The sequence below is a fragment of the Halopenitus persicus genome (assembly GCF_002355635.1).
Taxonomy (GTDB): domain Archaea; phylum Halobacteriota; class Halobacteria; order Halobacteriales; family Haloferacaceae; genus Halopenitus; species Halopenitus persicus_A.
On record NZ_AP017558.1, the window covers coordinates 2,273,959 to 2,297,604 of the forward strand.

The window sequence follows — 23,646 nt, forward strand, 5'->3', positions numbered from 1 at the left end:
CCGTGTGTCGGAATGTCGACGTTGTACTTCGAGGACCTGGAGACGGACGTGGAACGCGATCTCGGCTCGTACACGGTGTCACGGGCCGAAATGGTCGAGTTCGCGCGGCAGTACGACCCCCAGCCCATCCACGTCGACGAGTCCGTCGCCGCGGAGACGATATACGGCGGACTCATCGCCAGCGGCTGGTACACGGCGAGCGTCTGTATGCGGCTGCTCGTCGACGAGTTCCTGAGCGAGACGGCGAGCATCGGATCGTTCGGGCTCGAGGAGCTCCGCTGGCGGACGCCGGTCCGCGCCGGCGACACGATCCAGGCGTTTCACCGAATCACCGAGAAGACGCCCTCGAGCTCGCGGGACGACCGTGGGTACATCGAGAACGAAATCCGTGCGGAGAACGGCGACGGCGAGGAGGTCGTCTTCTGGCGGGCGACGAACATCTTCGCGCGGAAGTCGTGAGCGCGGGACGTCAGTACGTGTACGAGTAGACGTGATTCAACAGGAGATACGTGATCACGCCGAGCACCAACGAAAGGAGCCAGGACCCCGCGGCGATCCGGCCGACGCGCGCGTGAGGCGTCTCCGTTCGGAGTTCGCGTTCGGTGTGCGTGAGTCCCAGAATTATCGCGTACAGGACGATTGGGACGGCGAGAATGGACAGGAGAATGTGGATCGCGAGCATCACGAAGTAGGCGTAGGTAACGAGCTCGGGCCCCTCGAAACGCTTCGTGCCGCCGCCGGCGACCCGCGGAACGTAGATCGAAAGGAACGTGACGATCAGGGCGAAGGAGGTCCCCATCGCGGCCCGATGTTTCTCCACGTCGCCGACGCGGATGAAGTACCAGCCGAGCGCCAGCGTGACGATCGTGATCGAGTTTACTACGGCGATCGCGTGCGTGAGGAGATCGATCGTGGACCGTGAGAGGTCGGGAAACAGTGCCTGAAACGACGGGACGAGGAAGACGCCGAGGACGACGCCGTATCCGACGACGGTGAGGATCCCGGTGAGGGCTGCCGGGTGGCGTTTCGCCCACTGGCGGAGACCATCGGCTACCATACACGTCGGTTGGGGCAGGCGGGTAATGCGTCTTTGGTTCCGACCACGAGGCGTCGTCGGGTTCGGTGCGGCGGACGTCCCCGACCGGATCGCCGAGCGTCTCAGATCACGCCGGTCGCGGTCGCGGTCTCGATCGCCGCCGCCTCCGTGACGCCGCCGGCGAGAATGGTGTAGCGGTCGCGGATCTCGTGGGCGGTGGTGAGCGCGCGGATCAGTTCCTCGTCGGTCACACCCAGGTCCGCCGCGGTCGTCGGCGCGTCGATGCTCGCGAGCGCGTCGCGGATGGACCGCCACTCCCCGTCCTCGCCGCTGTGCAGATACTCGGTCAGGATCGATGCGACGCCGACCTGGTGGCCGTGGAGCGCCTTTCCGGGGGCGATCCGGTCGAGCTGGTGGGACACGAGGTGTTCGGCGCCCGAGGCCGGCCGCGAGGACCCGGCGATCGACATCGCGACGCCCGAGGAGACGAGCGCCTTCGCGACGAGCCACGAGGACTCCTCGAGCCCGGGTTTGATCGAGTCGGCGCTCGCGACGAGCAGCTCGGCCGTCATCTCCGAGAGCGCGCCCGCGTACTCGGAGTACTCGACGTTCCGCAGTCGCCGGGCGAGCCGCCAGTCCTTGACCGCGGTGTAGTTGGAGATGATGTCCGCACAGCCCGCGGTCGTCAGCTCCCAGGGGGCGTCCGCGAGGAGCTCAGTGTCCGCGACGACCGCAAGCGGCGGATCGGCCGCCACAGAGTGCCGCGTGTCGCCCTCGGGAATCGACGACCGCCCGGAGACGATCCCATCGTGGGAGGCCGCGGTCGGCACCGAGACGAACCCGACGCCGAGCCGGTGGGCGGCCATCTTCGCGGTGTCGATCGGTTTGCCGCCGCCGAGCGCGACGAGGTAGCCGGGGGCGACCGCCTCGGCGACGTCGACGACCTCCTCGACCGCCGAGAAGGAGGCATCGTCCACGACCGCCGTCTCGGGATCGGTCAGCTGCGCGCGGACGCGGTCGCCGGCCAGCTCGTTCGGCGTCGGGCTCGTGACGACGAGCGGCCGCCCGGTGAGGTAGAGGTCCTCGAGGGCCGCGCCGAGATCATCGAGGACGCCGTGGCCGAGCAAGACGTTCCGCGGGAGCGTGATCCACGTCGACTTCTCGAACATACCGGACGTCTCACGGCCGAGTCCAAAGGCGTTGCCGCTTCGGACCGCTTCCGCTCCGCCGCGGCGGACGCGAGATGCGGGCGCTCACGCGATCGCGGCGGACACGAACGACCCGGCGTCGTACAGGAAGTAGACGCCGAATCCGGCCAGTACGACGGCCGAGAGGGCGGCGATGACGGGTGCAAGCGTCTCGATCCGGCGCTCGGCCAGGACGATCGATGCCGGAAAGCCGGTGATCCAGACCCCGATCCCGGCGAAGAAGCCGACGATGAGCGCCGGCGATCCGGTGGTGACGAGGAACGTGCCGGCGAGGTCGGCGCCGACCAGCGGGAGCCACGAGAGGACGTCGAGCGTGCCCGGACGCAGCAAACCGACGCCGACGGTGAGCCAGAAGAGGACCTGGTAGGGGTTCGTCAACGCGAGCACGAACGCCTTGCGAAAGCCCTTGCCGTCATCGGCGACGGGGCGTGAGCCGCCGCCCGGACGGAAGGACGCTCGAACGCCGTTGGCGGCGCCGTAGGCGAAGTACAACATCAGCACGCCGCCGAGACCAACCATGGCGGCGCGCAGCGCGGGCAGCGACTCGACCACCGAGACGATGCCGAGGTACGCGAGGACGAAGAAGACGGCGTCGGCGCTGGCCGCGCCCAGTCCGGCGGTGACGCCGGCGAGCCAGCCGCGCCAGGCGGACTCCTCGGCGATGATCGCGTTCATCGGCCCCGGCGGAGCCGCCAGCGCCAGCCCGAACACTACACCCGCCAGGAGACTCACAACGCCGTTCACGTGAGAATCGACGCCGGCTGCCGTGAAAAATTCGACGATGGCGGTCATCCGTCGGGTGAGAATGGCCGGATCGTCGTCGTCACCGATCGACGGGGCCGGACGGCGGGACCGGCCGCTGGCCGTGACGGCCGGTTTGCGGCCCACGAACCGTCACGCCTTATTGAGCTCGTCCCGTCGAGTCGACAATGACCGTTCTCTGCGTCGCCGTCGCCCGCGAGCGTGGCGAGGAAGTACGTCGCCGGCTAGCCGAGGCGGACGCGCTCGCCGGCGAGTACGAGATCGACGTCGCGGACGGGACGATCTACCTGCCGGTGACCGACCGGACCGACGTTCCGGAGTCGCTGCGCGGGTTGCTCGTGAACCGGGAGCTGGACCGGCGGGAGACGCCCACCACGCCCGCCGACCTGCTCGGGTACGAGCCGTCGATCGAGCGACTCGGCGACGTGGTCATCGTCGACGAGGCGGACGCGGAACGCGCCGCCGAGATCGCCGATGCAGTGATGGCCTCCGACGTGCCCTGCGAGACGGTGGTGAACCGCGCCTCGCCGATCGAGGGCGAGCTCCGCGTCCGCCGGTGGGACGTCCTCGCCGGGAACGGGACCGAGACGGTCCACCGGGAGTACGGCCACGAGTTCCTGTTGGACATCGCCGAGGTCTACTTCTCCCCGCGGCTCGCGACCGAACGTCGCCGCATCGTCGAGCAGGTCGAGCCGGGCGAGCACGCGTTCGACATGTTCGCCGGCGTGGGCCCCTACGCGATCCCGATTGCCGACGCCGGCGCGACCGTGGTCGCCTGCGACCTGAACGAGCACGCCGTCGCGTACCTCCGTGAGAACGCGCGGCGAAACGGGGTTGCCGACCGAATCACGGCCGTCCACGGGGACGTCCGCGAGGTCGCGGTCGACTGGACGGGATGGGCCGACCGGATCGTGATGAATCTGCCGCACTCTGCCGACGAGTTTCTCGAAACCGCAACGACGCTTGCGGGCGAGGACTGTGTGATCCATTACTACGACATCCAGCACGAGGACGATCCCTTCGGCCCCGGACGAGCCGCGATCGAGGAGGCCGCCGGCGACGATTACGAGGTAACCGTCGAAACGGAACGAGTCGTCCGGTCGTACGCACCCCACGAGCTGAACGTCCGGCTCGACGCTCGGCTGACGCGTCGATGACCTCGAGGACTCCGCCGAGCGTGCCGGGGGACAGATTCCGGCAGCCACGGCACCGATAGCTACGCGGCGTCGACAGCCACGGCACCGATAGCTACGCGGCGTCGGCAGCCACGGCGTATGGGACGTGCTCTCCCGCGGCGTCGTGGTGCGGTTTCGGAAGCCTTATTTCCCTCATCCGGGTAGACGGGAGTACACGCGCCGGAGTAGCTCAGCTGGCAGAGCGATTCCTTCGTAAGGAATAGGTCGAGGGTTCAAATCCCTCCTCCGGCTTTTCTTCGACCGCCTGTGGGGCCGGATCGGGCCGATCGCGCGCCCGTCAGTACTGCCGACGAACCTCGCCGCCGACGTCGTTGTTCTCGATCTCGACGCTGCCACCCTGCATTCGGTCGACGGTGACGACCAGGTCGCTACCGACGTCGTTTTCGGTGACCTCGAGGTCGCCACTCAGCCGTGCGACGGTCACGGAGACGTCGTCGCCGACGTCGGTGGAGTCGATCGAAGCGTCACCGAACTTTCCGTCGGCGGTGATGGTGATCGATCCGTCGACCGTCGATCGCGAGAGGGAAACCTCCCCGTTGGCGTTGCCGGCCACCACGATCTCCACGTCACCGGTCACGTGGCTGTCCTCGATCGAGAGGTCGCCGTTCATATTGCCGTCGATCACGATACGGAGGTCGCCGTTCACCGTCGTCCCGTCGATCTCGATGTCGCTTCCGGCGAGGTTCCCGCCGACCCGGAGTTCGGTGGGACCGCCGAACGTCGACGACTCGACGGAAACGTCACCGTTGAGGTTCTTTCCGACGTCGATCGTCGTCGAGCCGCCGACGTCGCTGTCCGACATCGCGAACTCGCGGTGGTTCGAGGCCGCGAGGTCGAAATCACCGGTGATCGTGGTCTCCTCGAGGCCCACGCGGTACTGGTTCGCGTCGATCTCGATCGAACAGTTGAACGTCTCGTTCTCGGCGACGAACGCCTGCTTTCCGATGCGGTCGTCGCCGCTCGGCGTACAGGTCGGGCCGCCGGTGGCACAGTCGATGTCGACCGACCGGGTGAGCTCGACGCTCCCGAAGGTTCCCTCAGCGGTGATGGTGATGTCGACCGTGCCGCTCGATTGCGAGCCACAGACGACCCGACCCCGGATGTCCCCGGATTCTCCCGGCTGGAGCGAGTCCGGCGTGCCGGTTATCCGAACGCGATTGAATCCCCCCTCGTCGACCACCTGTACGGAGACGTTCTCGACCGCACCGTCGAAGCGGTTCGTGACGGTGGCCAGCACGACCTCCTGGTTGGTTCGGATGCTTCGGTCCTCGATGTCCACGCCGAGCAGGGCCGTCTCGTCGCTCGCCGTGTCGATCTCGCCGATGCGGTCGGCAGTTACGGCCGAAAACGCGCCGGTCCCGAACACGATGGCTGAGAGGCTCGTGACGATGATCAGGAGGCTTACCCATTTGACCAGTGTTGGCATCGGTTGATTGCTCCGCTGACCCGCCGTAATTATGTAAGCGCGTTTATACTACTCGATACGGGAACAAGGATCCGATCGGACTTGAGCCTGTCGGTGAGTCGAAACACGAGGGTCGAAACGCGGGCGTTGAGCGTTGTTGCGCGGGAACAGCCGATTCCCGTGACGTCGCACGCACCGCCGCCGACGTCAGACGAGCCCCAGAACGATGATCGAGAGGTTCCAGCCGGTAACGAGGACTCCCAGCGCGCACAGCCCGAGCGGGATGCCGGCGTTGTGCGGACGCGGAACGACGACCCACAGCGCGAAGAAGCCGCCCAGCAGCAGGACCTTGACCGGCGCGATCGTCCAGACCCCGAACGATCGAACGATCCAGACCCCGACGGGGCTCGCCTCCACGATCGTCGGCAGATACAAGCCGACCGCCGTGGTGAGGAGATCGCCGACTCCGAAGAGCGTGATCGCCCCGAACCACCACCACGGCGTCAGCGCGGTCAACGCTTCGATCGAGGGGGCAAACGGGTCGGAACGGGCCGCTTCCGAGGATGACCTCATCGTCGTTGCACCGGCATAGCCTGCCGACGCTCGAGGTCCGGGATCATCATTGGCGATATATATGTTCTTATCCTATAATTAATTAACTGAACTATTCGGGAACGTTCCCGGGTCGGGTCGGATCGAACGAGCGGTCCGCTGGTCGATCCCACGCAGCCGGCAATCGCGGGGACAACTTCATTCCGGTCGGGGCCGTTGACGGACGTACGCGCGACCGATCCCGCGACGGGGTTCGCGGCTGCTGTCACGCCGAGCGCCGGCATCTCGAGCGTCAGCATCCCGAGCGCCGTCACGACGATCGTCATCGCTCCAGCATGAATCTCACGCGTCTCCTCACCGGACTGGTCACGCTCATCGCGGTCCTCATCGCGCTCTCGATACTGGCGGGCGCGGCGTTGGGCCAGCCGATGGGCGTGAGCTACGTCGAAACCGGGAGCATGTCGCCGACGCTGGAGCCGGGGGACGGGTTCATCGCGGTGCCGACCCCGATCGCCGGTCCCGTCGAGCCGGGCGACGTGATCGTCTTCGACGCGGTCAACCTCCACGGCGGGGGGCTGGTCACACACCGGGTGGTCGGCGAGACGGAGTCGGGCTACATCACCCGCGGGGACGCGAACCCGGTCACCGACCAGGACGGCGACGAGCCCCCGGTCGAGCCGGGACGGATCGAGGCGAAGGCGTTGCAGGTCGGCGGCGACGTCGTGGTGATCCCGGGATTCGGTACCCTGGTCACCGGCGCGAGCGGCGCGGTCGGGTCCCTTCAGCAGTTCCTGGCGTCCACGTTCGGCACCCGGGCGTTCCTGGGGACTCAGGGGGCGGTCTACCTCCTGTTCGGGTTCGGCGTCGTCACCTACGTGCTCGCCTCGCTCGCGGAGCGGTCGGACTCACGACGGCGGGACCGCCACACATCTCGGTGGACCGGCTACGTCACGCCCCAAACCGTCATCGGCGTGATGGCGGTCGTGTTGATCCTCGCGGTGACCGCCAGCATGGTCGTTCCTGCCGGGACGCACACCTTCCAGTTCGTGAGCTCCGAGGTCGCCTCCGAGAACCCGAGCGTCATCCAGCAGGGAACGACGAAGAACGTCACCTACGTCGTCCCCTCGAACGGTCCGTTCCCGGTCGTGGGGGTGATCGAGCCGACAAGCGGCGGCGTGACCGTCTCCCCGGAGACCGTCTCCGTCGCCGGCGGCGAGACGGCGAACGTGACCGTCACGATCCAGGCACCGCCCGACACCGGCGTGTACACGGCGTCGATCCGGGAACATCGGTACCTCGCGCTCCTCCCGACGGGCGTCATCCTGACGCTGCACGGGATCCATCCCTGGTCGCCGATCGTGGTCATCGACGTTCTCCTCGGCGTCGGGTTCGTTATCCTGGCCGTCGCGCTGATCGGGATCGACCCCATCCGGCTCGACCGGCGGCGCCATCCGGTGCCCCTCCGGGTTCGAATCCGTCGGTGGTTTAAATAACGGAACGGCGACTAGCTGCCGAGTCGGCTCTCCCGGGAGCGATCACGGACCGCCATCCGACCCGACGCTTGCCACGGTCGCCTCGACCGTGACCGCGCCCAGATCGAGGACGACCGTCGAGCCCTGCCGGATCGATTCGCCCTTGAAGCGGAGGCCGGTGCTCGTCTCGCGCACCTGCAGATCGGCGGTGATCGTCACGTCACGTTCGACCGGATGGTCGACGACGTTCACGCTGCCGTCGTCGCCGGTGGCGATGATGATCGCGGGCTCGGCGTCGACGGCCGACACCTCGGCGATCGTCTCGCCGCCGGTCCGTTCGGTCAACCCGGGCTCGATCGCGTCAGCCAGGTCCTCGTGGACGCCGTCCATCCGGAGGGTGACCCGACGCGTCGTGGTGTCGCCGAGGCCGGCGTCCGAGCCGACGCGCTCGATCGTGCCCGTGACCTGATAGTCGGCGGCGGGAAGCGTGAGGGTCTGGCCCGTGCGGAGGGGCGTCCCGCCGAATCGGAGGTCGCCGCCGTAACGAGAGGCGTCGAGCGATGCTACGAGTCGGAGCCGACGCGTTCCCGGCTCGGCGGTCGTGTAGGCGGTGGCCGCCTCGATCCTCGCGACGGTGCGGCCCGCGATCCGGACCTCGTCGCCGGGTGCAACGGCCTCGGCGGTCGCGGCACTTACCGTCTCCTGGAGGACGACACGGGTCTCGACGCGGTCGATGGCATCGGACTCGCCGACCGACCGGATCGATCCCTCGGCCTGATAGCGATTCGTTGCGATCGAGAGGGTGCGTCCGAGCCGGAGCGGAGCGTCACCGTAGGTCACGTCCCCGTCGCCGTCGAGGGGGCCCCGTACCTCGACGCGCGCCAGGACGCCGACGCCGTTCCCGCGCGGCGTGAGGTGGACGTCGGTGATCGTCACCGACCGGGCGTCGGACGGTTCGTGGGTGTCGCCCTCGTTGATCGCGTCCGCGACGGCGGGCTGTTGGGTGCCCAGATCCAGGGTGACGTAGGTCGTTCCGGTCTCGGGCTCCGGCGGGGCCGGATCATCGGAGAAGACGAGCGCGGCGCCTGCGACCACGACCGCGAGGACGAGCAGGACGGCGAGCGCGTCCACGACGTTCACGACGCCGAGGAGGTTTCCCTCGTCGTCTATGAGCTCCATCGTCGATCACCGTCCGGGGCCGGCGGTCGCGTACGGACCATCGAAGTCATCGGTATCTGTGACACGCGTGCGGGAGGTACATGATTGTTGCCGTTTTCGTCCGGTGGACGCACCTCGGGCGGAACGAACGCGTCGGCGTTCGATACGGTCGGATCGGAGACGCGCTCCCCATCCAGAACAGTCGACACGGTGGGGTGGAGTGGGATGGGGTGGAGCGGGATGAGGTGGAGCGGGATGAGGTGGTGCGGGATGAGGTGGAGCGGGATGGCGTGGAGTGGCGTGAGATGGCGTGAGTGTTCCGATCGGCCCGACGCTTGGGGTGAGAATTTCGCGATCGCCCGGCGTTCCGGCTTTGTTCGCCCGCGTTCTGGGCTTGCTTGCCGTGCTATGTCTCGACTACGGGGTCGTCGCTACTCCTCTTCGACCTCGTCGGCGTCGCGTCGCTCGCTGAGTTTCTCCCAGATCTCCGTACAGCCCGCTCCGTCCTCGAGGTCCGCGAGGTGGTCGTCGTCCGCGGCGACTTGGTTACTCATATACTGAGTAACTTCTGGATAGCTTATCAATCTTCCGGTGCCGGTCGCTCCGCCGTCGGTCGCTCTCGTGTCGGCGGCTACTTCGATGCCGGTCGTTCGGCGCCGATCAGTTGCGGTCGGTGATCGCTTCACGATCGAACACTGTGCTGCGATGATCGCTTCCCGTCAGCGGCGGTCGTCGTCGACAGCTCGAGCAGCACTGCCGTACGAGGAATATGGCCTGATTGGCCTGATTGGCCTGATTGGCCTGATATACGGGGCTTAAAGGGACGCGCACGCCAGGAGAGGATATGGACGACGAGCGTGACCCGATCGACCTGCTGGAGACGCTCGATCTCACGGAGTACGAGGAGCGGGCCTTAAACCGGCTCATCGAGCTCGGCCGGACGACCGCGCCGGATCTGTCGGAGGCGACGGGCATCCCGAAGGCGCGAATCTACGGCGTGCTCGACGAGCTCGCCGACGCCGGCTACGTCAAGGTCATTCCCGGGCGACCGAAACGCTACCAGCCGAAGTCGCCGGAGACGATCCTCGACCGGGCGGTCGAGAACCGCCGGCAGGCCTACGAGTCCTATCGGTCCGACATCGAGGACGTTCGGGAGGAATTCCTGGAGACGTTCGGGCCTCTCTACGAACGCGCGAGCGAGGACATCTCGCCGACCGAGGAACTGTTCCACGTCGTGGACGTCGGCGACCCCAGCGAGGCCGAGACCCGATCCCTGTATCGGGAGGCCGACGAGCGCGTGGACGTGCTGACGAAGAGCTTCGAGTACTTCGAGTCGGTCGAACCCGCCTTTGCCGACGCGGCCGAGCGCGGCCGGGATCTCCGTGTGCTCTTTCTCGACCCCTCGTTTTTAAGCGCGGAGAACGCCGCGGTGCAGGAACGGACGGTGACCCGCCTCCGGGAGCGATATCCCGGCGTTGCGCTCCGGTTCAGCGCCACGCGGTTGCCCTGGCGCGGAACGTTCGCGGACCCGAGTCTGGAGTACGACTCCGGTCGCGCCGTGTTGCTCGTCGAGGAGGAGGAGATCCCCCTTCATAAACGGCAGGCCGCGGTCACCGAGAATCCGTCGTTCGTGGCCGGGCTCGAGCGGTACTTCGAGTTGACCTGGGAGTACGACACCCTGGAGACCGATCCGTATTCGTGAACCGCCTCGGAGTCAAGTGGTTTGAGACGCGAAGCGTTTCGTCATCACGGAGATCGGAGATTTCCGAACGACCCTGAGCACTCGGCCTGCCCCTCCGGGTAGAAGCGTCCGGCAGTGCGGCGTTCATTACGCCTCGTCCTCGGCGGACCGCTCGCGGAGCAGCCGGCGGATGGAGTCCGCGACCGTGTGCTCGGGTTCCCAGCCGAGGCCGGAGCGTGCGGCTTCGATGTCGACCGCGAAGGAGTCGACGAGCGTCTCATCGCGGGGGTTCTCAAGCAGCGTGATCTCGGGATCGAACCCGATCTCCTCGGCGGCGATCGCCGCGACGCGCTCGGCGACGGTCGTGATGTCCGGATCCTCTTTCGAGGCGATCTCGTACTTCTCGACGCCCGTCTCGCCGGCCGCGAGCGCGTCGAGGAGGCGTTCCGTGCTCCGGACGTACGCCCGCGCGACGTCCGAGACGTGGACGTAGTTGCGCGCCTGGGTGCCAGGCTCGTAGACCGTAAGCGGCTCGCCCGCGAGCGCGCGGCCGACGAAGAAGTTGATGACCGTCCCCTTCGAGACGCGCTGGCCGTCGATCTCGTGTTCGCCGTAGAGGTTCGACTTGAGATAGAGGTGGGCCGGGAACGCGCCGTCGGCGAAGTCCTCGATCGCGTGCTCGGCGATCACCTTCGTGCGGCCGTACCAGTTCATCGGGTCGCGGCCGGCGTCCACCGTGATCGGGAAGGAATCCGGGTCGCCGAGCACCGCCATGCTGAACGGGAACACGAGCGCGGCGCCGGTCTTGCGGCAGAACCACGCCACGTTGTTCGTCCCCTGCACGTTCACCTCGTAGGCGAGGTCCCGATGCTCCTCGCAGTCGTCGACGCCGCTGATCGCCGCCAGATGACAGACGACGTCGGCGCCCTCGAGCGCGTCCTCGAGTGCGCCCCGGTGGCGGACGTCGACGTGTTCGACGTCGACGTCGCCGATCGAGCGCACGTCGCCGAGGTAGAAGTTGTCGAGGGCGGTGATCTCCCACTCCGGGTGGACCTCCTGGAGGAGGCGCACGACCCGGCTGCCGATGAACCCCGCGGCGCCGGTGACCGCCACGGACGTCTGGCTTGACATACCCGAGTGGGCGGCTTCGGGCGGCAAATAGCCCCCGCTTTCGGAACTCGGATTTCCGAGTCGAGACCCGTCTTTCACCACTGCGACTGGAGTCCGATCGTCCTCACTGCGAGGCGATCGCGGCGTCCGCCTCGAACCGCTCCGCGAGCTCGCGGATCCCCTCCCGGAGGGACCGCTCGGGCTCGAAGCCAGTCCCCGCGAGCCGGTCGAAGTTGACGTTGTAGGAGGGACCTGGATGTTCCTCCTCGAGGTAGGTGATCTCGAGGTCGCGGTCGAGTTCGTCGCGGACGGCCTCGGCGATCTCCGCGATGCGGTAGTTGGCGTCGTTGTCGCCGACGTTGTAGACGAGGCGGTCCCAACGCTCGGGCTCGAGCGCGGCGGCCGCGTACGCCCGGGCGGCGTCGGTCACGTGGATGAACGGCCGCCAGTTGGAGCCGTCGCCGTAGACCGTGAGGGGGCGGTCGGTGAGCGCGCGAAAGACGAAGTGGTTGACCACGAGGTTGAACCGGACGCCGGGCGAGTAGCCGTAGTTCGTGCTCATCCGGAGCGCGGTCCCCTCGAGGCCGTACTCCTCGATGGCCTCCGACAGCAGCGTCTCGGCCGCGAGTTTCGTTTCGGCGTAGGGGTTGATCGGATCCGGCTCGACGGTCTCGTCGATGTCCGTCGTGGCGGCGCGCCCGTAGACGTTACACGATGAGGCAAAGACGACGTTCGAGACGTCGAGCTTGCCGGCGGCGTGGAGGACGTTCTCCGTCGCGTCGTAGTTCACGCGCCGCGTCTCCTCGCGGCGGTCGTGCGTCGAGGAAGCGCCGGTGATCGCCGCGAGATGGATCACGGCGTCGGCGCCCCGCATCGCCGACTCGACGTCGCCGTACTCGGTGACGTCGCCGCGTCGGAACGCGATCGCGTCGTCGCTGGCGAGGCCGCTGCCCATCAGGTTGCGTGGCGAGGCGCTCGAGAGGTCGTCGAGGATGGTGACCGTCGAGACCCGATCGTCCCGGCGGAGTCGCGGGACCAGGGCGCTCCCGATGTAGCCGCAGCCGCCGGTGACGAGGACGTTCCGAGGAGGATCGACATCGTGCCGGGAAGCGTCGGCGTCGTGCCGGGAAGCGTCGGCGTCGTGCCGGGAGGCGTCGGCGTCGTGCCGGGAGGCGTCGGCGTCGTGCCGGGAGGCGTCGGCGTCGTGCCGGGAGGCGTCGGCGCCCGTCACTCGGCCTCCACCTCGGAGAGGGCATCTTTCGTTTTCGCTTCCTCGTCGTCCGACGCGAGCCGGTCCTCGAGCACACCCGGCAGGAACCGGTCCTCGTGGGCTGCGATCGTGTCGCCGTGTTCGGTGAGAGTGGAGAGCACGTCACGGATCCCCTCCTCGAAGGTGACCGACTGGCCGCCGATGAGATCGAGGTAGCGCTCGTTCTCGATCTCCATCTTGTGGGTTTCGTCCTCGTCGCGGGGGTTCTCGAAGTGTTCGACCTCGGTGCCCAGATCGAACTCGGACGCGACGTCGGCGATGGTGGTTCCCATCTCGACGATGGAGATCGGGCGAGTGACCTGGTTGTAGACGACGTGGTCGGCGGGCCGGTCGTCGGGGTCGCCGAGCGCGAGGCGGGCGAGCCCCTCGACGGCGTCCTCGAGCGCGACGAAGGGTTTGCGCTGTTCGCCCTTGCCGTAGACCGTGATGGGGTAGCCCGCGACCGCCTGCGCGGCGAAGCGGTGGGCGACGACGCCGAAGTAGTAGTCGAAGTCGAACCGGGTGGCGAGCCGGTCGTCCGCCGCGGTTTCGGCGGTCTCGGTCCCGTAGGTGATCGCGGTCCGGACGTCCGAGACCGGGACGTCGAACTGCTCGTGGGCCAGGCGGAGGTTGGCGGCGTCGTGGCTCTTGGTGAGGTGGTACCAGCTGCCCGCCATCGCGGGGAAGGGAACCCCGTCGCGCTCGCCGCCGTGTTCCATCGTCGCGCCGCCCTCGGGGATGGGGAACTCGGGAGCGCCGTAGACGCCCGTGGTGGTCGTCTCGATCAGGTGGGTATCGGAGAGGTCGTTCTCGTGGAGCCCCCACGCGAGGTTGCGCGTGGCCTGCATGTTGTTGTGCTGGGTGAAGTTGGCCCGCTCGCCGTTGATCTGCGAGTAGGGCGCGGAGGGCTGTGCGGCGGCGTGGACGACCGTCTCCGGCTCGTGGACCTGGAGGAGCTCGTCGACGAACGACCGGTCGGTCAGGTCGCCCTCGACGAACGAGAGGTTGGTCAGGCCGTGGACCTCCTCGGCGGCCCGGAGTCGGTCGTCCATCGACGCGACGGGGATCGCCGACGTCGAGCCGACCTCGGAGACCCACTCCCGGCGCCCGAAGTTATCCGTCAGCAGGACGCGGTCGTCGGTCCGTGTCGCGATGCGCAGTGCAGTGGGCCAACCGATGTAGCCGTCGGCGCCCGTGACGAGGATCGTCATTGGTTACTCAGGAGTTGAGTAACTACTGGGTAAAAGGTTGTGGAAACGGGGTGGATGGCGGTGAGGGGGGACATACCTCGTACCGAGTGACACGGGCACCGCATCGTCGGTGGTGTCTCTCTCGCCGCCCCCTTCGTGACGAGCGTTGGATCGAGGCACCGGTGGAGCACGCCGCAAAGCCGATCCGACCATTTCGATGTCTCCACTCCCCGTATGGGAACGGTGAGTACGGACCTACACGGCGTTCCTAAGTGGCACGACGCCGAACCGATCGGTATGTGCAGCATCGATCTCTCGCCCGACGTGCTGGATACGATCGCCGCACAGCTGGCGGATCGCGAGCCGATCGTCAGGCGGGAACTCGCGGTGTCGCTGTATCGGGAGGGATGTTTGTCATTATATAACTGCTCGTTCGTCAACGATTTGCAGCCACGCGGAACGCCTCGGACTCGCGAGGAAAGAGTTACCGAAACCGGTCACTGCCGGGAGACACACCCCACCGTGTCACGTGTTCTCCGAAAGATCGACTCCTGAATTCATCACTCATCGATCGAACACGGACACACACCACCGTGTCACGTGTTCTTCCCGAGGAATTGGACCACCGGATCCGTCATCCATTGCTCGGACACGGACACACACCACCGTGTCACGTGTTCTTCCCGAGGAATTGAACCACCGGATCCGTCATCCATTGCTCGGACACGGACACACCCCACCGTGTCACGTGTTCTTCCCCAATCATCACCGACTGGCCACGCGAGATTAGAGCTGTCTGGCGACGTTGCGTGGGACCGTGATCCCCTCAAGGTCGGCGACGACGTCACGGACCGTGCCGAGATCGACGTTGAACTCGTACTCGTAGTACTGGCCGCCCGCTCGTCCCTCGTTCCGGGTGCGTCGATCGAGGATGCCAAGCATCGCGAGATCGGCGAGGTGATCGTGAAAGCGGCGGCGGACGAGAGGGTCGGTTTTGGACTCCGACGCGATGGTTCGATAGAGTGGATATATCTCGCGTATCCGGACCGGCGTCTCGTCCTGAAGTGCCAGTCCGAGCGCGGCGACGAGGGCGAGGTGGCCGTGGCGGGTGAGTTCGCGCATCCCGTGTTCGATCTGGTCCCGTTCGATCACGGTGAACGCCTCGTGGACGTGCTCCTCCGTGACCGTCGTGGCGTCGCCGGTGCGCACGAGTTCGCCGGCCTTGTAGAGGAGGGTGAGCGCCTGCCGCGCGCTCCCGGTGTCCTGGGCCGCGATCGCGGCGCACAACGCGATCACGCCGTCGCCGACGGCGTCGTCGTAGAACGCGTCGTCGACGCGCCGATCGAGGATCGCCTCGAGTTCAGGGGCCTCGTAGGGCGGGAAGTGGATCTCCTCCTCACAGAGTGTATCCTTCACCTTCGGGGAGAGCTCGTCGCGGAACCCGAAGTCGTTGCTGATCCCGATCACGCCGGGTTTCGTCTCCTCGAGGTAGCCGTTCGCCCGCGCACGCGGGAGTTCGTAGAGGATCTCGTCGTCGGTGCCGATGTGGTCGATCTCGTCGAGAACGAGCAGGACGGTCCCGCCGATCGCCTCGAGTTCCTCGTACAGGAGGTCGAAGACGCGCTGTTGTGGATAGCCCGTGGTGCTGATGTGGGCCGCGGGCTCGCGAAACGTGTTCACGAGGCTGACCGCGACCTGGTAGGAGGACGCGAGGTTCGTGCAGTTCAGCCAGACGACCGAGAGGTCGACGTCGTCGTAGGCTGCGGTGTCGCGTTCGAGCCGGTCGAGGAGGTACTGGGAGACGAGGGTCTTGCCCACGCCGGTCTTCCCGTACAGGAAGACGTTCCGCGGTTGGGCACCGTTAACGATCGGTTGGAGGGCCGTTTTGTACGTCTCGAGTTCCTCCTCGCGGGCCGTGATCGAGTCCGGTTGGTAGTCCTCTCGAAGCAGATCCTCGTCACGGAAGACCTCCGTGTCCCGAGTGAACGTCGTCATCGATACTCGGGCCTCTATGGAGCGGCATCTTAATACTACCGTGTCGTGTGTAACATCTGAGTCGAATGTTCTTCGACAGGGCCGATCCGTCGATGAACACGTGACATCGTGGTGTGTCCGTGTTCGATCCACGACTGTTGATTCCGACCGATGGATGGCGGTTTCGGCGGATGAATCGTGATGATGAGTCAGGGGCTGATCCTTCCCGGAACACGTGACATCGTGGTGTGTCCGTGTGCGAGGAGGGATGTCGATCGGGAAAGAGCATTTGACACGGTGGGGTGTGTCTCCCTGGACGCTCGGCGTCGACGAAGATCGACGACGCTTCACTCGAAACAGTGGTGTGTCTCTGTCCGAGGAGTGATGTCGATCGAGAAAGAGCATTTGACACGGTGGGGTGTGTCCCCGTGAGATCGATAGGGTGGCGATCGACGTGGAACACGTGACACGGTGGGGTGTCTCCACGATGATTCGGTCACACTAGCCCGTGAAACGCGCTTCTTCACTCGAAACGGTGGTGTGTCTCCGTCCGAGGAGTGATGTCGATCTTTCGGAGAACACGTGACACGGTGGGGTGTGTCTTCCCGGACGATCGGCGTCGACGAAGACCCACCGCGATCGACGACGCTTCACTCGAAACAGTGGTGTGTCTCTGTCCGAGGAGTCATATCGATCGACAAAGAGCACTTGACACGGTGGGGTGTGTCTCCCCGGACGACCGGCGTCGGCGAAGACTCACCGTGATCGACCACGCGTCACGCGACGACTCACGCTGACGACGTCTGTGGAGCGCCGTACACCCCACCCACCCTACCCAACCCCACCCTACCCAACCCCACCCTACCCAACCCCACCCTACCCAACCCCACCCTACCCAACCCCACCGCTTCCGCTGTTAGTCAGAGCTGATCGTGGGCGGTAGCGGGTCCGGTTTGAACGCCGAAACCGTCCCTTGGTGTCGGTGTGGGAACGATTGCACCGGGGGCCGTCTCTTCAGTCGTCTCGATCCATCACTGCTGGTAGCCACACGAACACGGTCCACTATCAGTTGTTGGTCCTGAGACGGTTCCGCTGACGAGTGACGCTCCGGAGACGGACCATCGCGGGACACAGACCACCGGAGTCGATCGCCGTCGATCAGGGTCCGCGCGATCGACCACGCTTCACGTGAAACGGTGGTGTGTCCGTGTGCATATGGCGAGGCCGTACATATGGCGAGGCCGTCGATCGACGCGGAACACGTGACACGGTGGGGTGTGTCCCCGAATCGTCGACTCCGTCGTGAGCGACGTCGACGGCAGCACTCAGTCGGCTCGATCCCCGACCGCGGTCGCCGACCGGATCGCGACGAACCGCACGTACCGGTCCAACGCGATCCACACGACGAGCGCGAGACTCGCGCCGAGCGCGTTCACGCCCATATCGGCGACCGCAAACGTTCGCGCGGGCAGCTGCGACTGCACGAGTTCGATCGCCACGCCGTACCCGACCGTCCCGATCCACATCCCGACTCGTCGCCGCACCGTCGACGCCGATCCGACCAGCGCGTAGCCGATCGACCCGCCGAGCCCCGTATACGCCAGGCCGTGCAGCCACGTCGAGTACGGAACGAGCCCGAAGGGTCCCCGCTCGATCGTTCCGGCTCCCGGCGGCGCGAACACGGAGTAGTACAGAATGATGCCGGCGACGAGCACGGCGGCTCCCAGGCGGAGACGCGTCGGGAGCAACGGGAGTCGGAGCCGGCGCCGAGTCACAGTGAGCCCACCATGCGAGCGGATGGTCGGCGACGGACCAAAACGGTTCGTGGTTCGACGGCGCGTCGTGTTCACGGACTCTGGCAGCGGACGACGACATTATGGCAGCGGACGACGACATTATGGCAGCGGACGACGACATCCACCACGACGAACGGCGTGGAAACGCTGACGCGCTTTCCGAGCGGATCGATGTTTCCGAGCGGATCGATGCGGTCGACGTCGACGACGACGAAACCTGTTCTCCCAACGAGCTGCGTGAGCGTCTCGGACGCTAGCCGGGCGGACTGTCCGGCGGCCACAGTACTTCGGTCGGTCTCGTCGAGCGGTGGGTATATATGAATCAGGATCGGCTGACACATATCGAACGACGCCGAGATCACCGTTCACGCTGCGGAGCAATGTTTTAATAGTTCCCTCACCGATCTCTTGGTACGATGTGCTTTGAGGCGCCGACCGTGGAAGAGGTCGCCGAAGCGACCGGTCAGGATCTCGAACAGGTGGCCAGGGACTTCCACGCCACCGCCAAGGCGGCTGAAGAGTCTCCCGATGAGACCGTCGACGTCTCTCCGGCGGACGATTAATCGATCTCTCGATGGGTGATCGCGAAGAACAGGGGTCGACGAACTGCATTGACCAGCTACTTCACGATGCAAACAGTCCCCACCTCCCGGTCCAGCAGTACGAGTTGAAGCGATTGCGGCGTTCTGCGTGGATCGTCCACCGGAATTTCTATGATATTACCAAACTGGGGACGAACGTCACGCAGGATGGGATGATCAGCTCACCGGACGGACTCGACGAGCGAACGATCCGGACGGAAGTATTCAAACGAGTTCATAATTATCTCTCATCGTTGTACTCGTTCAACGAGCAAGCAAGAGCGATCATCGACGACAAATACACCGGTCGGACGATCGACAAAGCTGATTTTCTTCCCGATCCCGACGGGACACGACGTGCAAGCGTACCGGCGTATAGCAAGCGGCTCGTTTTTCTTTGGGGGCTCCGCAATCAGTTCACTCACGGGCAGTACCGGTGTCTGAACCTCGACCAACACACGGCCCACGACGGGACGGAATATTTCGAGCTCACGTTCCGGGAATCGCTGTATGCTCCGACTCCGACGGGTGGACTTGAGGAGTCCGGTGACTATCTTCGATACTGTACCGCACGAGACCGGGAGCGTCCCCTCTGCTATATCGGCGAGTTTCACGAGGAGTACTTCAACGCGTTCGAGTCCGATCTCAACACGTGGTGTCGTCGGACGCTCCGGAGTTAACGCACACCTCGTGAGCGTCCGACGGCGTCAGCAGTTCTCCCCGAGGAGCCCACTCGCGCCATTCGCTTACCGATGGCCCTCTCCAGACCCATCGTCGGCACTCGGCGGCGGCACAGTGCTACGGCGGCGCGGCGGGCCCCCGGTCCGCCGGGCCATCGCGGTCACGTCTCACGCGGTCGCGTGCGGTTTGCGTCCGCGTCGCGATCCCGCACCCCTACACCGTCGATCGCCCACACGACCGACCGATCGCCCCCACGATCCCCCGTCACAGGGGACCGGTAAACCACCCATATTTAAACTGTTCCTCCACGCATCGTGTGACGATGAACGGGGGGTGGCGCTACCGGATCTCGAGCGCGGCCGGGGTGGCGGGACTGACGATTCTCGCGGTCACGATCGTCAACTCGAGCCCGGTCCAGACCCTCATCACCTCGCTGCCGGTGTTGGGACGCCTGTCTGTCGACGCGCCCTCGGGAGCCGAGGCGGTCTTCGAGGTATTGGTCACGACGGTCGTGGTGACCGGCGCGTTCCTGCCGCTTTATAAGCCCCGGCCGAGACGGATCCTCGATACGATCGCGCTCACCCAGAAGCGCGTGCTGGTCGCGACGTTCGCGCTGGCGACGATCGGCTACTTCGATTACACCTACCGGCTGCCGCGGGCGACCCTGATCGCGGTCGCGCCGGTGCTGTTGGTGAGCCTACCGGCGTGGTTCGTCTGGATTCGACGTCGACCCACCGGCGAGCCGGAGCGGGCGATCATCGTCGGGGACGATCCGGCCGAGCTGGAGCGGTTGGCGTCGGACGTGTCGATCCCGCTGTTCGGCTACCTCTGTCCCACGAGCGCGTTGATGCGGGCACCGATGGGACCCGATTGGGGGTCGGACGCGGACCAGCGCTCCTCGGTGGCCGCGGTCCCGGACGGGGGCGTGGAGATCGCGGGCCTCCAGCGGTTGGGAGGGCTCTCTCGGATCGAGGACGTCCTCGTGGAGTACGACGTCGATACCGTGGTGTTGGCCTTCGAGCGAACCGACCGGGCGGAGTTCTTCGGCGCCCTGGACGCGTGTTTCGAACACGGCGTCGACGCGAAGGTCCATCGCGACCACGCGGACGCGGTGTTGACCGCCGGGGACGACGTCGGGACGCTCGTCGACGTGGAGATCGAGCCCTGGGACGTGCAGGATCACGTGCTCAAGCGAGGGTTCGACGTCGGATTCTCGGTGGCAGGGTTGGTCGGGTTGCTGCCGGTCATTGCGGCCATCGTCGTCGCGATCAAACTGGATGATGGTGGGCCGATTCTGTATACCCAGGAGCGAACGGCGGTCTTCGGCGAGACGTTCGAGGTGTACAAGTTCCGGTCGATGGTGCCCGAGGGCGAGTCCGCGAAACCCGTCGAGGACGACGAGAACGACCGTATCACCGACGTTGGACGGATCCTTCGGCGGACGCACCTCGACGAGATCCCGCAGCTCTGGTCGATCCTCGTCGGCGATATGAGTGTCGTCGGACCGCGGGCGGTCTGGACCGAGGAGGAGTCGTTGTTGGAGGCGCAGACCCGGTCGTGGCAGCAGCGGTGGTTCGTGAAACCCGGATTGACTGGCTTGGCGCAAGTGAACGACGTGAAGAGTACCGATCCACGAGAGAAGTTGCGGTACGACCTGCAGTACGTGCGGAAGCAGTCGTTCGAGTACGATATGAAGCTCGTTGTACGGCAGATCTGGAAGGTCGGTGGGGATGTCGTGGAGACGATTCGGACGTAAACCGCATCTCGCGAAGTAGCTGCGACTGCCGACCGGTGTGGTCGGCTGCGATTTACAAACAGACGTCGTCGAAGACCGCTCCTACGACCCCGCAGCAACCGCGACCTGCGTCCCGTTTTCCACTGCCGCGTTCGAGACCTGCACCGACTGATTCCCGACCGTGTATTCTCCCGGATACGCGACTCGAACCGCGTACGTTCCGTTCTCGTTCGCCGTTCCCCGCTGTGCATACGCGAACTCCTCTCCGAACGTCGTCACGGTCGTACTCACGCGCACGTCCGTCCCCGGATCCCCCTGCCCGACGATCGACGCACCCGGAACCGGACGGAACACCTTGACGTTGCCACGTTCGGCCACGTGCACGAGCCGGAAGTGCCCCGACCCGTTCGCGACCGACGTCGCGCTCCCGTGCGCCTCGAACAGCTGTGCATAGGTCGTTCGCGGGTTCGCATCGACCTCCAGTCGTTCGATCGCGATGTAGCCGACGCGCCCCGAGAATCGGTTATAACTGCTATCCGGATTCGTGCTATTTACGAACGGTTCGTAGTTCGCCCGGGCATACCCATATCCGTTCCCCTCACCGCTCACCTGGTAGTTGTACATCCGCGCCCGTCCCCAGTTACTCAACACGTAGTTCGGCCCCTCACGCTGCTCCGCGTCCTCGTCGATCCACGCCGCCGCGTCCGCCTCGGCGTCGCTGATCGCCACGGTGTCCATTATTCCGGGCACGAGGAACAGACTCAGGCTGCCGATCAACATCACCGACAGCGTGATCGTGCTCATCCGCCGGATCGTCATCGAGTCGGGCCACCACTGGAACCGCGTCCGAGATCCGGATTCGTCCGTCTCGTCCTCGACGCCACGAGCCAACCCTCTCGGCCGATCGTCATTCCCGGACTTCCGGACGATCGTCGGCGGCTCGATCAGCTCCACTTTCCCCAACAGCCAGACCGTTCCGACCGCGGCGAACACCGCGGTCACCGCGGTCGCCTCCCCGGCGAAACGGATCTGGAAGAACGCGAACCCCAGCAGGCCGCTCGCGTAGCTCACGAGCACCAACCACTCCGGACGATGCTCCTCGGCACACCGCCACCCGACCCAGATCAACGCCGGCAGCGCGAAGAAGAGGAACCACCCGAAGTGGTCCACCGACCCGAAGAAGTAGCCGAAATCGCCCGAGACCAGCGACCGCGTCTCGGCGATCCCCTCACGCCCCAGCAAGCTGTTCAGAACTCGACGCTGCAACCGTGCGAAGTCATCGGGCCGAAACCGCGCGAACCCGGCCAGCAGCGGGACCACGCTCGCCGCCGCGGCCCCGAGATGCACGCCCGGGTGCAGCTCCAGCTTCTGGACCACGACCGCCGCGAGCACCACGAGCACCCCACCGATCGCCACCAACAGCGGCATGAAGACGACCATTGACTCCTGCCAGCCGTACCGCGTGTGCATTATGTATGCCAGCCCGAACCCGATCGCCAACGCTCCGATCACGGGCACCCCCGCGACCAGCGGGCTCCGATCGGTCCGAACGTCGGAGGCGGCCCGCAGCGTCACGTAGACCGCGAGCCCCACGAGCAGGATCGGCGACCCGCCCCACGAGTGGACCATCGCGGCGATGACGACGCCCATGCCCCCCGTCACCGCGATCGTCGCGGGTGACAGCAGATACGACCGCCACGCCCCGGCCGCGCGCCCCGAAAGCGATCGCGCGAGCCACAACACCCCCAGCACCGTCAGCGCCAGCCAGGCGTAATCCACGGTGTGGTGGTCGATGAAGCCGATTCCCGAATACAGCGCGTGCCCCGGAAACAGCGCGAACACGAGTACGGACGCCAGCGCCACGCGCTCGTCCGCGGTCGTCCAGATCGCGTACAGGTAGACGCACCCGCCCACGATCAGCGCCGAGACCACCGGAATCCACGCCAGGATCCCCGCCGCGGCCTCGGCCTCGCCGCCCCCGAAGACCTTGGTCGCCGCCCACCCGATCGTGTACGTCAGGGGATACCCCGAGGTCCGTCCCCCGAGCGCCTCCGAGAGCGCCTCGATCTCGAAGAGGCCGATATCGGCCGCCAGCAACCGCTCCGCCCAGTACAGGAAGTGGTAGGGATCGTTGCCCGGCAGGAAGACGCGCTCGCCCCTGAACACCGTCCCGATCGTCACGATCCGCATCACGAACAGGTACGCGAAGACCGCCAGCAGACCCGTGATCAGGTCCCGATGCAACCCCTCGCCGACCCCCGCGATCCACCCTCGGAGCCGCGCCCCGGGCGCGAGGTCGGCGCTTTTCCGATCGCTGCCGCCAGCCCCACGTCCGCCAGTTCCGCTGCCGCCAGCCCCACGCTCGCCAGCACTGCCGCCACCGTCACCGCCGGTGCCGTCGCCGCTCTCGGCACCGCCGCCCGCCGCGACCGCCTCGTACGCTGCTCGAACCGCCTCTGGATCACTGACTCGATAGCCCTCGCCCTCGCTCTCGACGATCCCCCGCGAGACGAGCTCGCCGAACGTCCCGGAGTCCGCCGCCAGGTCGTCGAACGTCCAGGGCGTTTCGGTCGCCGCGTCCGTCTCGAGCGCGTCCGCGACCGCCTCGGCCAGTTCCGGTCGGTCCTCGAGAAGGTTGCGCGTGGCCGCGTGCGGATCCGCCATATGTCGAAACCGTGTGCCGGCGACCGCTTAAAAGGCGTTGGTCCCCGGCGACGTCGTGGTGGGCGGAAGTGGTTGGGATCGATCGTCATTGGAAATTGCCTCGGGGGCAAGCGGTCCGGGACGCGGAGCGTCTCGTCATCAATCGGACTGTCCCACTCCTCTCCAGTGGAAAGTCGGTCACGATCCCGACCACTCG

The 23,646-nt window shown here is 66.2% G+C and carries 23 protein-coding genes and 1 tRNA gene; 10 read left to right on the plus strand and 14 right to left on the minus strand.

Annotation, left to right across the window (positions count from 1 at the left end; genetic code table 11):
* Positions 1-12: 12 nt before the first annotated feature.
* A complete protein-coding gene (locus CPZ00_RS11075) occupies positions 13-459 on the plus strand; it encodes a MaoC family dehydratase (protein WP_096390932.1) in 447 nt (148 codons plus the stop codon).
* Between the two features lie 10 nt (positions 460-469).
* Here the strand turns inward: CPZ00_RS11075 and CPZ00_RS11080 are convergent, their stop codons facing one another.
* The 3 genes from CPZ00_RS11080 to CPZ00_RS11090 form a co-directional block, all read right to left on the minus strand.
* Complete coding sequence (locus tag CPZ00_RS11080) at positions 470-1,057, minus strand: DUF420 domain-containing protein (RefSeq protein WP_096390933.1); 588 nt, start codon at positions 1,055-1,057, stop codon at positions 470-472.
* A 101-nt stretch (positions 1,058-1,158) separates the two neighbouring features.
* Entirely contained in the window at positions 1,159-2,205 is a 1,047-nt protein-coding gene (locus CPZ00_RS11085; protein ID WP_096390934.1) for an NAD(P)-dependent glycerol-1-phosphate dehydrogenase, read from the minus strand.
* An 84-nt stretch (positions 2,206-2,289) separates the two neighbouring features.
* Complete coding sequence (locus CPZ00_RS11090) at positions 2,290-2,988, minus strand: LysE family translocator (RefSeq protein ID WP_096391695.1); 699 nt, start codon at positions 2,986-2,988, stop codon at positions 2,290-2,292.
* A gap of 185 nt (positions 2,989-3,173) precedes the next feature.
* On the opposite strand from CPZ00_RS11090, the gene CPZ00_RS11095 reads away from it, so the two are divergent.
* Both CPZ00_RS11095 and CPZ00_RS11100 read left to right on the plus strand, forming a co-directional pair.
* On the plus strand, positions 3,174-4,163 hold the full coding sequence (locus CPZ00_RS11095; protein ID WP_096390935.1) for a class I SAM-dependent methyltransferase: 990 nt from the start codon (positions 3,174-3,176) through the stop codon (positions 4,161-4,163).
* Between the two features lie 197 nt (positions 4,164-4,360).
* Positions 4,361-4,433: transfer RNA gene (locus CPZ00_RS11100), tRNA-Thr, on the plus strand.
* Positions 4,434-4,479: 46 nt separating this feature from the next.
* Here the strand turns inward: CPZ00_RS11100 and CPZ00_RS11105 are convergent.
* Both CPZ00_RS11105 and CPZ00_RS11110 read right to left on the minus strand, forming a co-directional pair.
* Positions 4,480-5,628, minus strand: coding sequence for a hypothetical protein (locus tag CPZ00_RS11105; protein ID WP_157744230.1), 1,149 nt, complete (start codon positions 5,626-5,628; stop codon positions 4,480-4,482).
* 186 nt (positions 5,629-5,814) lie between these two features.
* Positions 5,815-6,180 (minus strand): hypothetical protein, encoded by a 366-nt coding sequence (locus CPZ00_RS11110; protein ID WP_096390937.1) that lies wholly within the window; start codon positions 6,178-6,180, stop codon positions 5,815-5,817.
* 195 nt (positions 6,181-6,375) lie between these two features.
* Here CPZ00_RS11110 and CPZ00_RS16040 point away from each other — a divergent pair, with 195 nt between their 5' ends.
* Together CPZ00_RS16040 and CPZ00_RS11115 are read left to right on the plus strand one after the other, a co-directional pair.
* A complete protein-coding gene (locus tag CPZ00_RS16040; protein ID WP_269845469.1) occupies positions 6,376-6,498 on the plus strand; it encodes a hypothetical protein in 123 nt (40 codons plus the stop codon).
* On the plus strand, positions 6,495-7,652 hold the full coding sequence (locus CPZ00_RS11115) for a signal peptidase I (protein ID WP_096390938.1): 1,158 nt from the start codon (positions 6,495-6,497) through the stop codon (positions 7,650-7,652). The genes CPZ00_RS16040 and CPZ00_RS11115 overlap by 4 nt, the downstream gene beginning before the upstream one ends.
* A 42-nt stretch (positions 7,653-7,694) precedes the next feature.
* Here CPZ00_RS11115 and CPZ00_RS11120 read toward each other — a convergent pair whose 3' ends face one another.
* Positions 7,695-8,810: a DUF4330 domain-containing protein gene (locus CPZ00_RS11120; RefSeq protein WP_096390939.1), complete on the minus strand. Its 1,116-nt coding sequence runs from the start codon at positions 8,808-8,810 to the stop codon at positions 7,695-7,697.
* Positions 8,811-8,890: 80 nt separating this feature from the next.
* Between CPZ00_RS11120 and CPZ00_RS11125 the strand changes: the two genes are divergently transcribed.
* Complete coding sequence (locus CPZ00_RS11125) at positions 8,891-9,103, plus strand: hypothetical protein (protein WP_096390940.1); 213 nt, start codon at positions 8,891-8,893, stop codon at positions 9,101-9,103.
* A 117-nt stretch (positions 9,104-9,220) separates the two neighbouring features.
* Here the strand turns inward: CPZ00_RS11125 and CPZ00_RS16045 are convergent, their stop codons facing one another.
* The gene (locus CPZ00_RS16045; RefSeq protein ID WP_269845470.1) at positions 9,221-9,343 is read right to left on the minus strand and encodes a hypothetical protein; all 123 of its coding nucleotides are present in this window, start codon (positions 9,341-9,343) and stop codon (positions 9,221-9,223) included.
* A gap of 290 nt (positions 9,344-9,633) precedes the next feature.
* Here CPZ00_RS16045 and CPZ00_RS11130 point away from each other — a divergent pair, with 290 nt between their 5' ends.
* A complete protein-coding gene (locus tag CPZ00_RS11130; protein WP_096390941.1) occupies positions 9,634-10,491 on the plus strand; it encodes a TrmB family transcriptional regulator in 858 nt (285 codons plus the stop codon).
* Between the two features lie 126 nt (positions 10,492-10,617).
* On the opposite strand, the gene CPZ00_RS11135 is transcribed toward CPZ00_RS11130, so the two are convergent.
* From CPZ00_RS11135 to CPZ00_RS15380, 6 genes are all read right to left on the minus strand, one after another.
* Positions 10,618-11,601, minus strand: a complete 984-nt coding sequence (locus CPZ00_RS11135) for an NAD-dependent epimerase/dehydratase family protein (RefSeq protein ID WP_096390942.1) — start codon at positions 11,599-11,601, stop codon at positions 10,618-10,620.
* A 103-nt stretch (positions 11,602-11,704) separates the two neighbouring features.
* The gene (locus tag CPZ00_RS11140) at positions 11,705-12,811 is read right to left on the minus strand and encodes an NAD-dependent epimerase/dehydratase family protein (RefSeq protein WP_096390943.1); all 1,107 of its coding nucleotides are present in this window, start codon (positions 12,809-12,811) and stop codon (positions 11,705-11,707) included.
* Positions 12,808-14,040, minus strand: a complete 1,233-nt coding sequence (locus CPZ00_RS11145) for an NAD-dependent epimerase/dehydratase family protein (protein WP_096390944.1) — start codon at positions 14,038-14,040, stop codon at positions 12,808-12,810. Before CPZ00_RS11145 ends, CPZ00_RS11140 begins: the two co-directional genes overlap by 4 nt.
* 765 nt (positions 14,041-14,805) lie before the next feature.
* Positions 14,806-16,014, minus strand: a complete 1,209-nt coding sequence (locus CPZ00_RS11155; protein WP_096390946.1) for an orc1/cdc6 family replication initiation protein — start codon at positions 16,012-16,014, stop codon at positions 14,806-14,808.
* Positions 16,015-17,318: 1,304 nt separating this feature from the next.
* On the minus strand, positions 17,319-17,768 hold the full coding sequence (locus tag CPZ00_RS11160; protein ID WP_096390947.1) for a VanZ family protein: 450 nt from the start codon (positions 17,766-17,768) through the stop codon (positions 17,319-17,321).
* Positions 17,769-17,839: 71 nt separating this feature from the next.
* Positions 17,840-18,151: a hypothetical protein gene (locus CPZ00_RS15380; RefSeq protein ID WP_157744231.1), complete on the minus strand. Its 312-nt coding sequence runs from the start codon at positions 18,149-18,151 to the stop codon at positions 17,840-17,842.
* Between the two features lie 54 nt (positions 18,152-18,205).
* Here CPZ00_RS15380 and CPZ00_RS15620 point away from each other — a divergent pair, with 54 nt between their 5' ends.
* The 3 genes from CPZ00_RS15620 to CPZ00_RS11170 all read left to right on the plus strand — a co-directional run bounded on the left by CPZ00_RS15620 (position 18,206) and on the right by CPZ00_RS11170 (position 20,807).
* Positions 18,206-18,352 carry a hypothetical protein gene (locus CPZ00_RS15620; RefSeq protein ID WP_172861817.1) on the plus strand — a complete coding sequence of 49 codons (147 nt, stop codon included), beginning with the start codon at positions 18,206-18,208 and terminating at the stop codon, positions 18,350-18,352.
* 11 nt (positions 18,353-18,363) lie between these two features.
* Entirely contained in the window at positions 18,364-19,050 is a 687-nt protein-coding gene (locus tag CPZ00_RS11165) for a hypothetical protein (protein WP_157744232.1), read from the plus strand.
* A 323-nt stretch (positions 19,051-19,373) separates the two neighbouring features.
* The gene (locus CPZ00_RS11170; RefSeq protein ID WP_096390949.1) at positions 19,374-20,807 is read left to right on the plus strand and encodes a sugar transferase; all 1,434 of its coding nucleotides are present in this window, start codon (positions 19,374-19,376) and stop codon (positions 20,805-20,807) included.
* A gap of 81 nt (positions 20,808-20,888) precedes the next feature.
* Here CPZ00_RS11170 and CPZ00_RS11175 read toward each other — a convergent pair whose 3' ends face one another.
* Positions 20,889-23,450, minus strand: coding sequence for a hypothetical protein (locus tag CPZ00_RS11175; protein WP_096390950.1), 2,562 nt, complete (start codon positions 23,448-23,450; stop codon positions 20,889-20,891).
* Positions 23,451-23,646: the final 196 nt, after the last annotated feature.

Coding starts and splice junctions, on each gene's coding strand:
- CPZ00_RS11075 (WP_096390932.1), top strand. CDS start 13: ATGTCGACGTTGTACTTCGAGGACCTGGAGACGGACGTGGAACGCGAT.
- CPZ00_RS11080 (WP_096390933.1), bottom strand. CDS start 1,057: ATGGTAGCCGATGGTCTCCGCCAGTGGGCGAAACGCCACCCGGCAGCC.
- CPZ00_RS11085 (WP_096390934.1), bottom strand. CDS start 2,205: ATGTTCGAGAAGTCGACGTGGATCACGCTCCCGCGGAACGTCTTGCTC.
- CPZ00_RS11095 (WP_096390935.1), top strand. CDS start 3,174: ATGACCGTTCTCTGCGTCGCCGTCGCCCGCGAGCGTGGCGAGGAAGTA.
- CPZ00_RS11105 (WP_157744230.1), bottom strand. CDS start 5,628: ATGCCAACACTGGTCAAATGGGTAAGCCTCCTGATCATCGTCACGAGC.
- CPZ00_RS11110 (WP_096390937.1), bottom strand. CDS start 6,180: ATGAGGTCATCCTCGGAAGCGGCCCGTTCCGACCCGTTTGCCCCCTCG.
- CPZ00_RS11115 (WP_096390938.1), top strand. CDS start 6,495: ATGAATCTCACGCGTCTCCTCACCGGACTGGTCACGCTCATCGCGGTC.
- CPZ00_RS11120 (WP_096390939.1), bottom strand. CDS start 8,810: ATGGAGCTCATAGACGACGAGGGAAACCTCCTCGGCGTCGTGAACGTC.
- CPZ00_RS11125 (WP_096390940.1), top strand. CDS start 8,891: ATGATTGTTGCCGTTTTCGTCCGGTGGACGCACCTCGGGCGGAACGAA.
- CPZ00_RS16045 (WP_269845470.1), bottom strand. CDS start 9,343: ATGAGTAACCAAGTCGCCGCGGACGACGACCACCTCGCGGACCTCGAG.
- CPZ00_RS11130 (WP_096390941.1), top strand. CDS start 9,634: ATGGACGACGAGCGTGACCCGATCGACCTGCTGGAGACGCTCGATCTC.
- CPZ00_RS11135 (WP_096390942.1), bottom strand. CDS start 11,601: ATGTCAAGCCAGACGTCCGTGGCGGTCACCGGCGCCGCGGGGTTCATC.
- CPZ00_RS11145 (WP_096390944.1), bottom strand. CDS start 14,040: ATGACGATCCTCGTCACGGGCGCCGACGGCTACATCGGTTGGCCCACT.
- CPZ00_RS11155 (WP_096390946.1), bottom strand. CDS start 16,014: ATGACGACGTTCACTCGGGACACGGAGGTCTTCCGTGACGAGGATCTG.
- CPZ00_RS15620 (WP_172861817.1), top strand. CDS start 18,206: ATGTGCTTTGAGGCGCCGACCGTGGAAGAGGTCGCCGAAGCGACCGGT.
- CPZ00_RS11165 (WP_157744232.1), top strand. CDS start 18,364: ATGGGTGATCGCGAAGAACAGGGGTCGACGAACTGCATTGACCAGCTA.
- CPZ00_RS11170 (WP_096390949.1), top strand. CDS start 19,374: ATGAACGGGGGGTGGCGCTACCGGATCTCGAGCGCGGCCGGGGTGGCG.
- CPZ00_RS11175 (WP_096390950.1), bottom strand. CDS start 23,450: ATGGCGGATCCGCACGCGGCCACGCGCAACCTTCTCGAGGACCGACCG.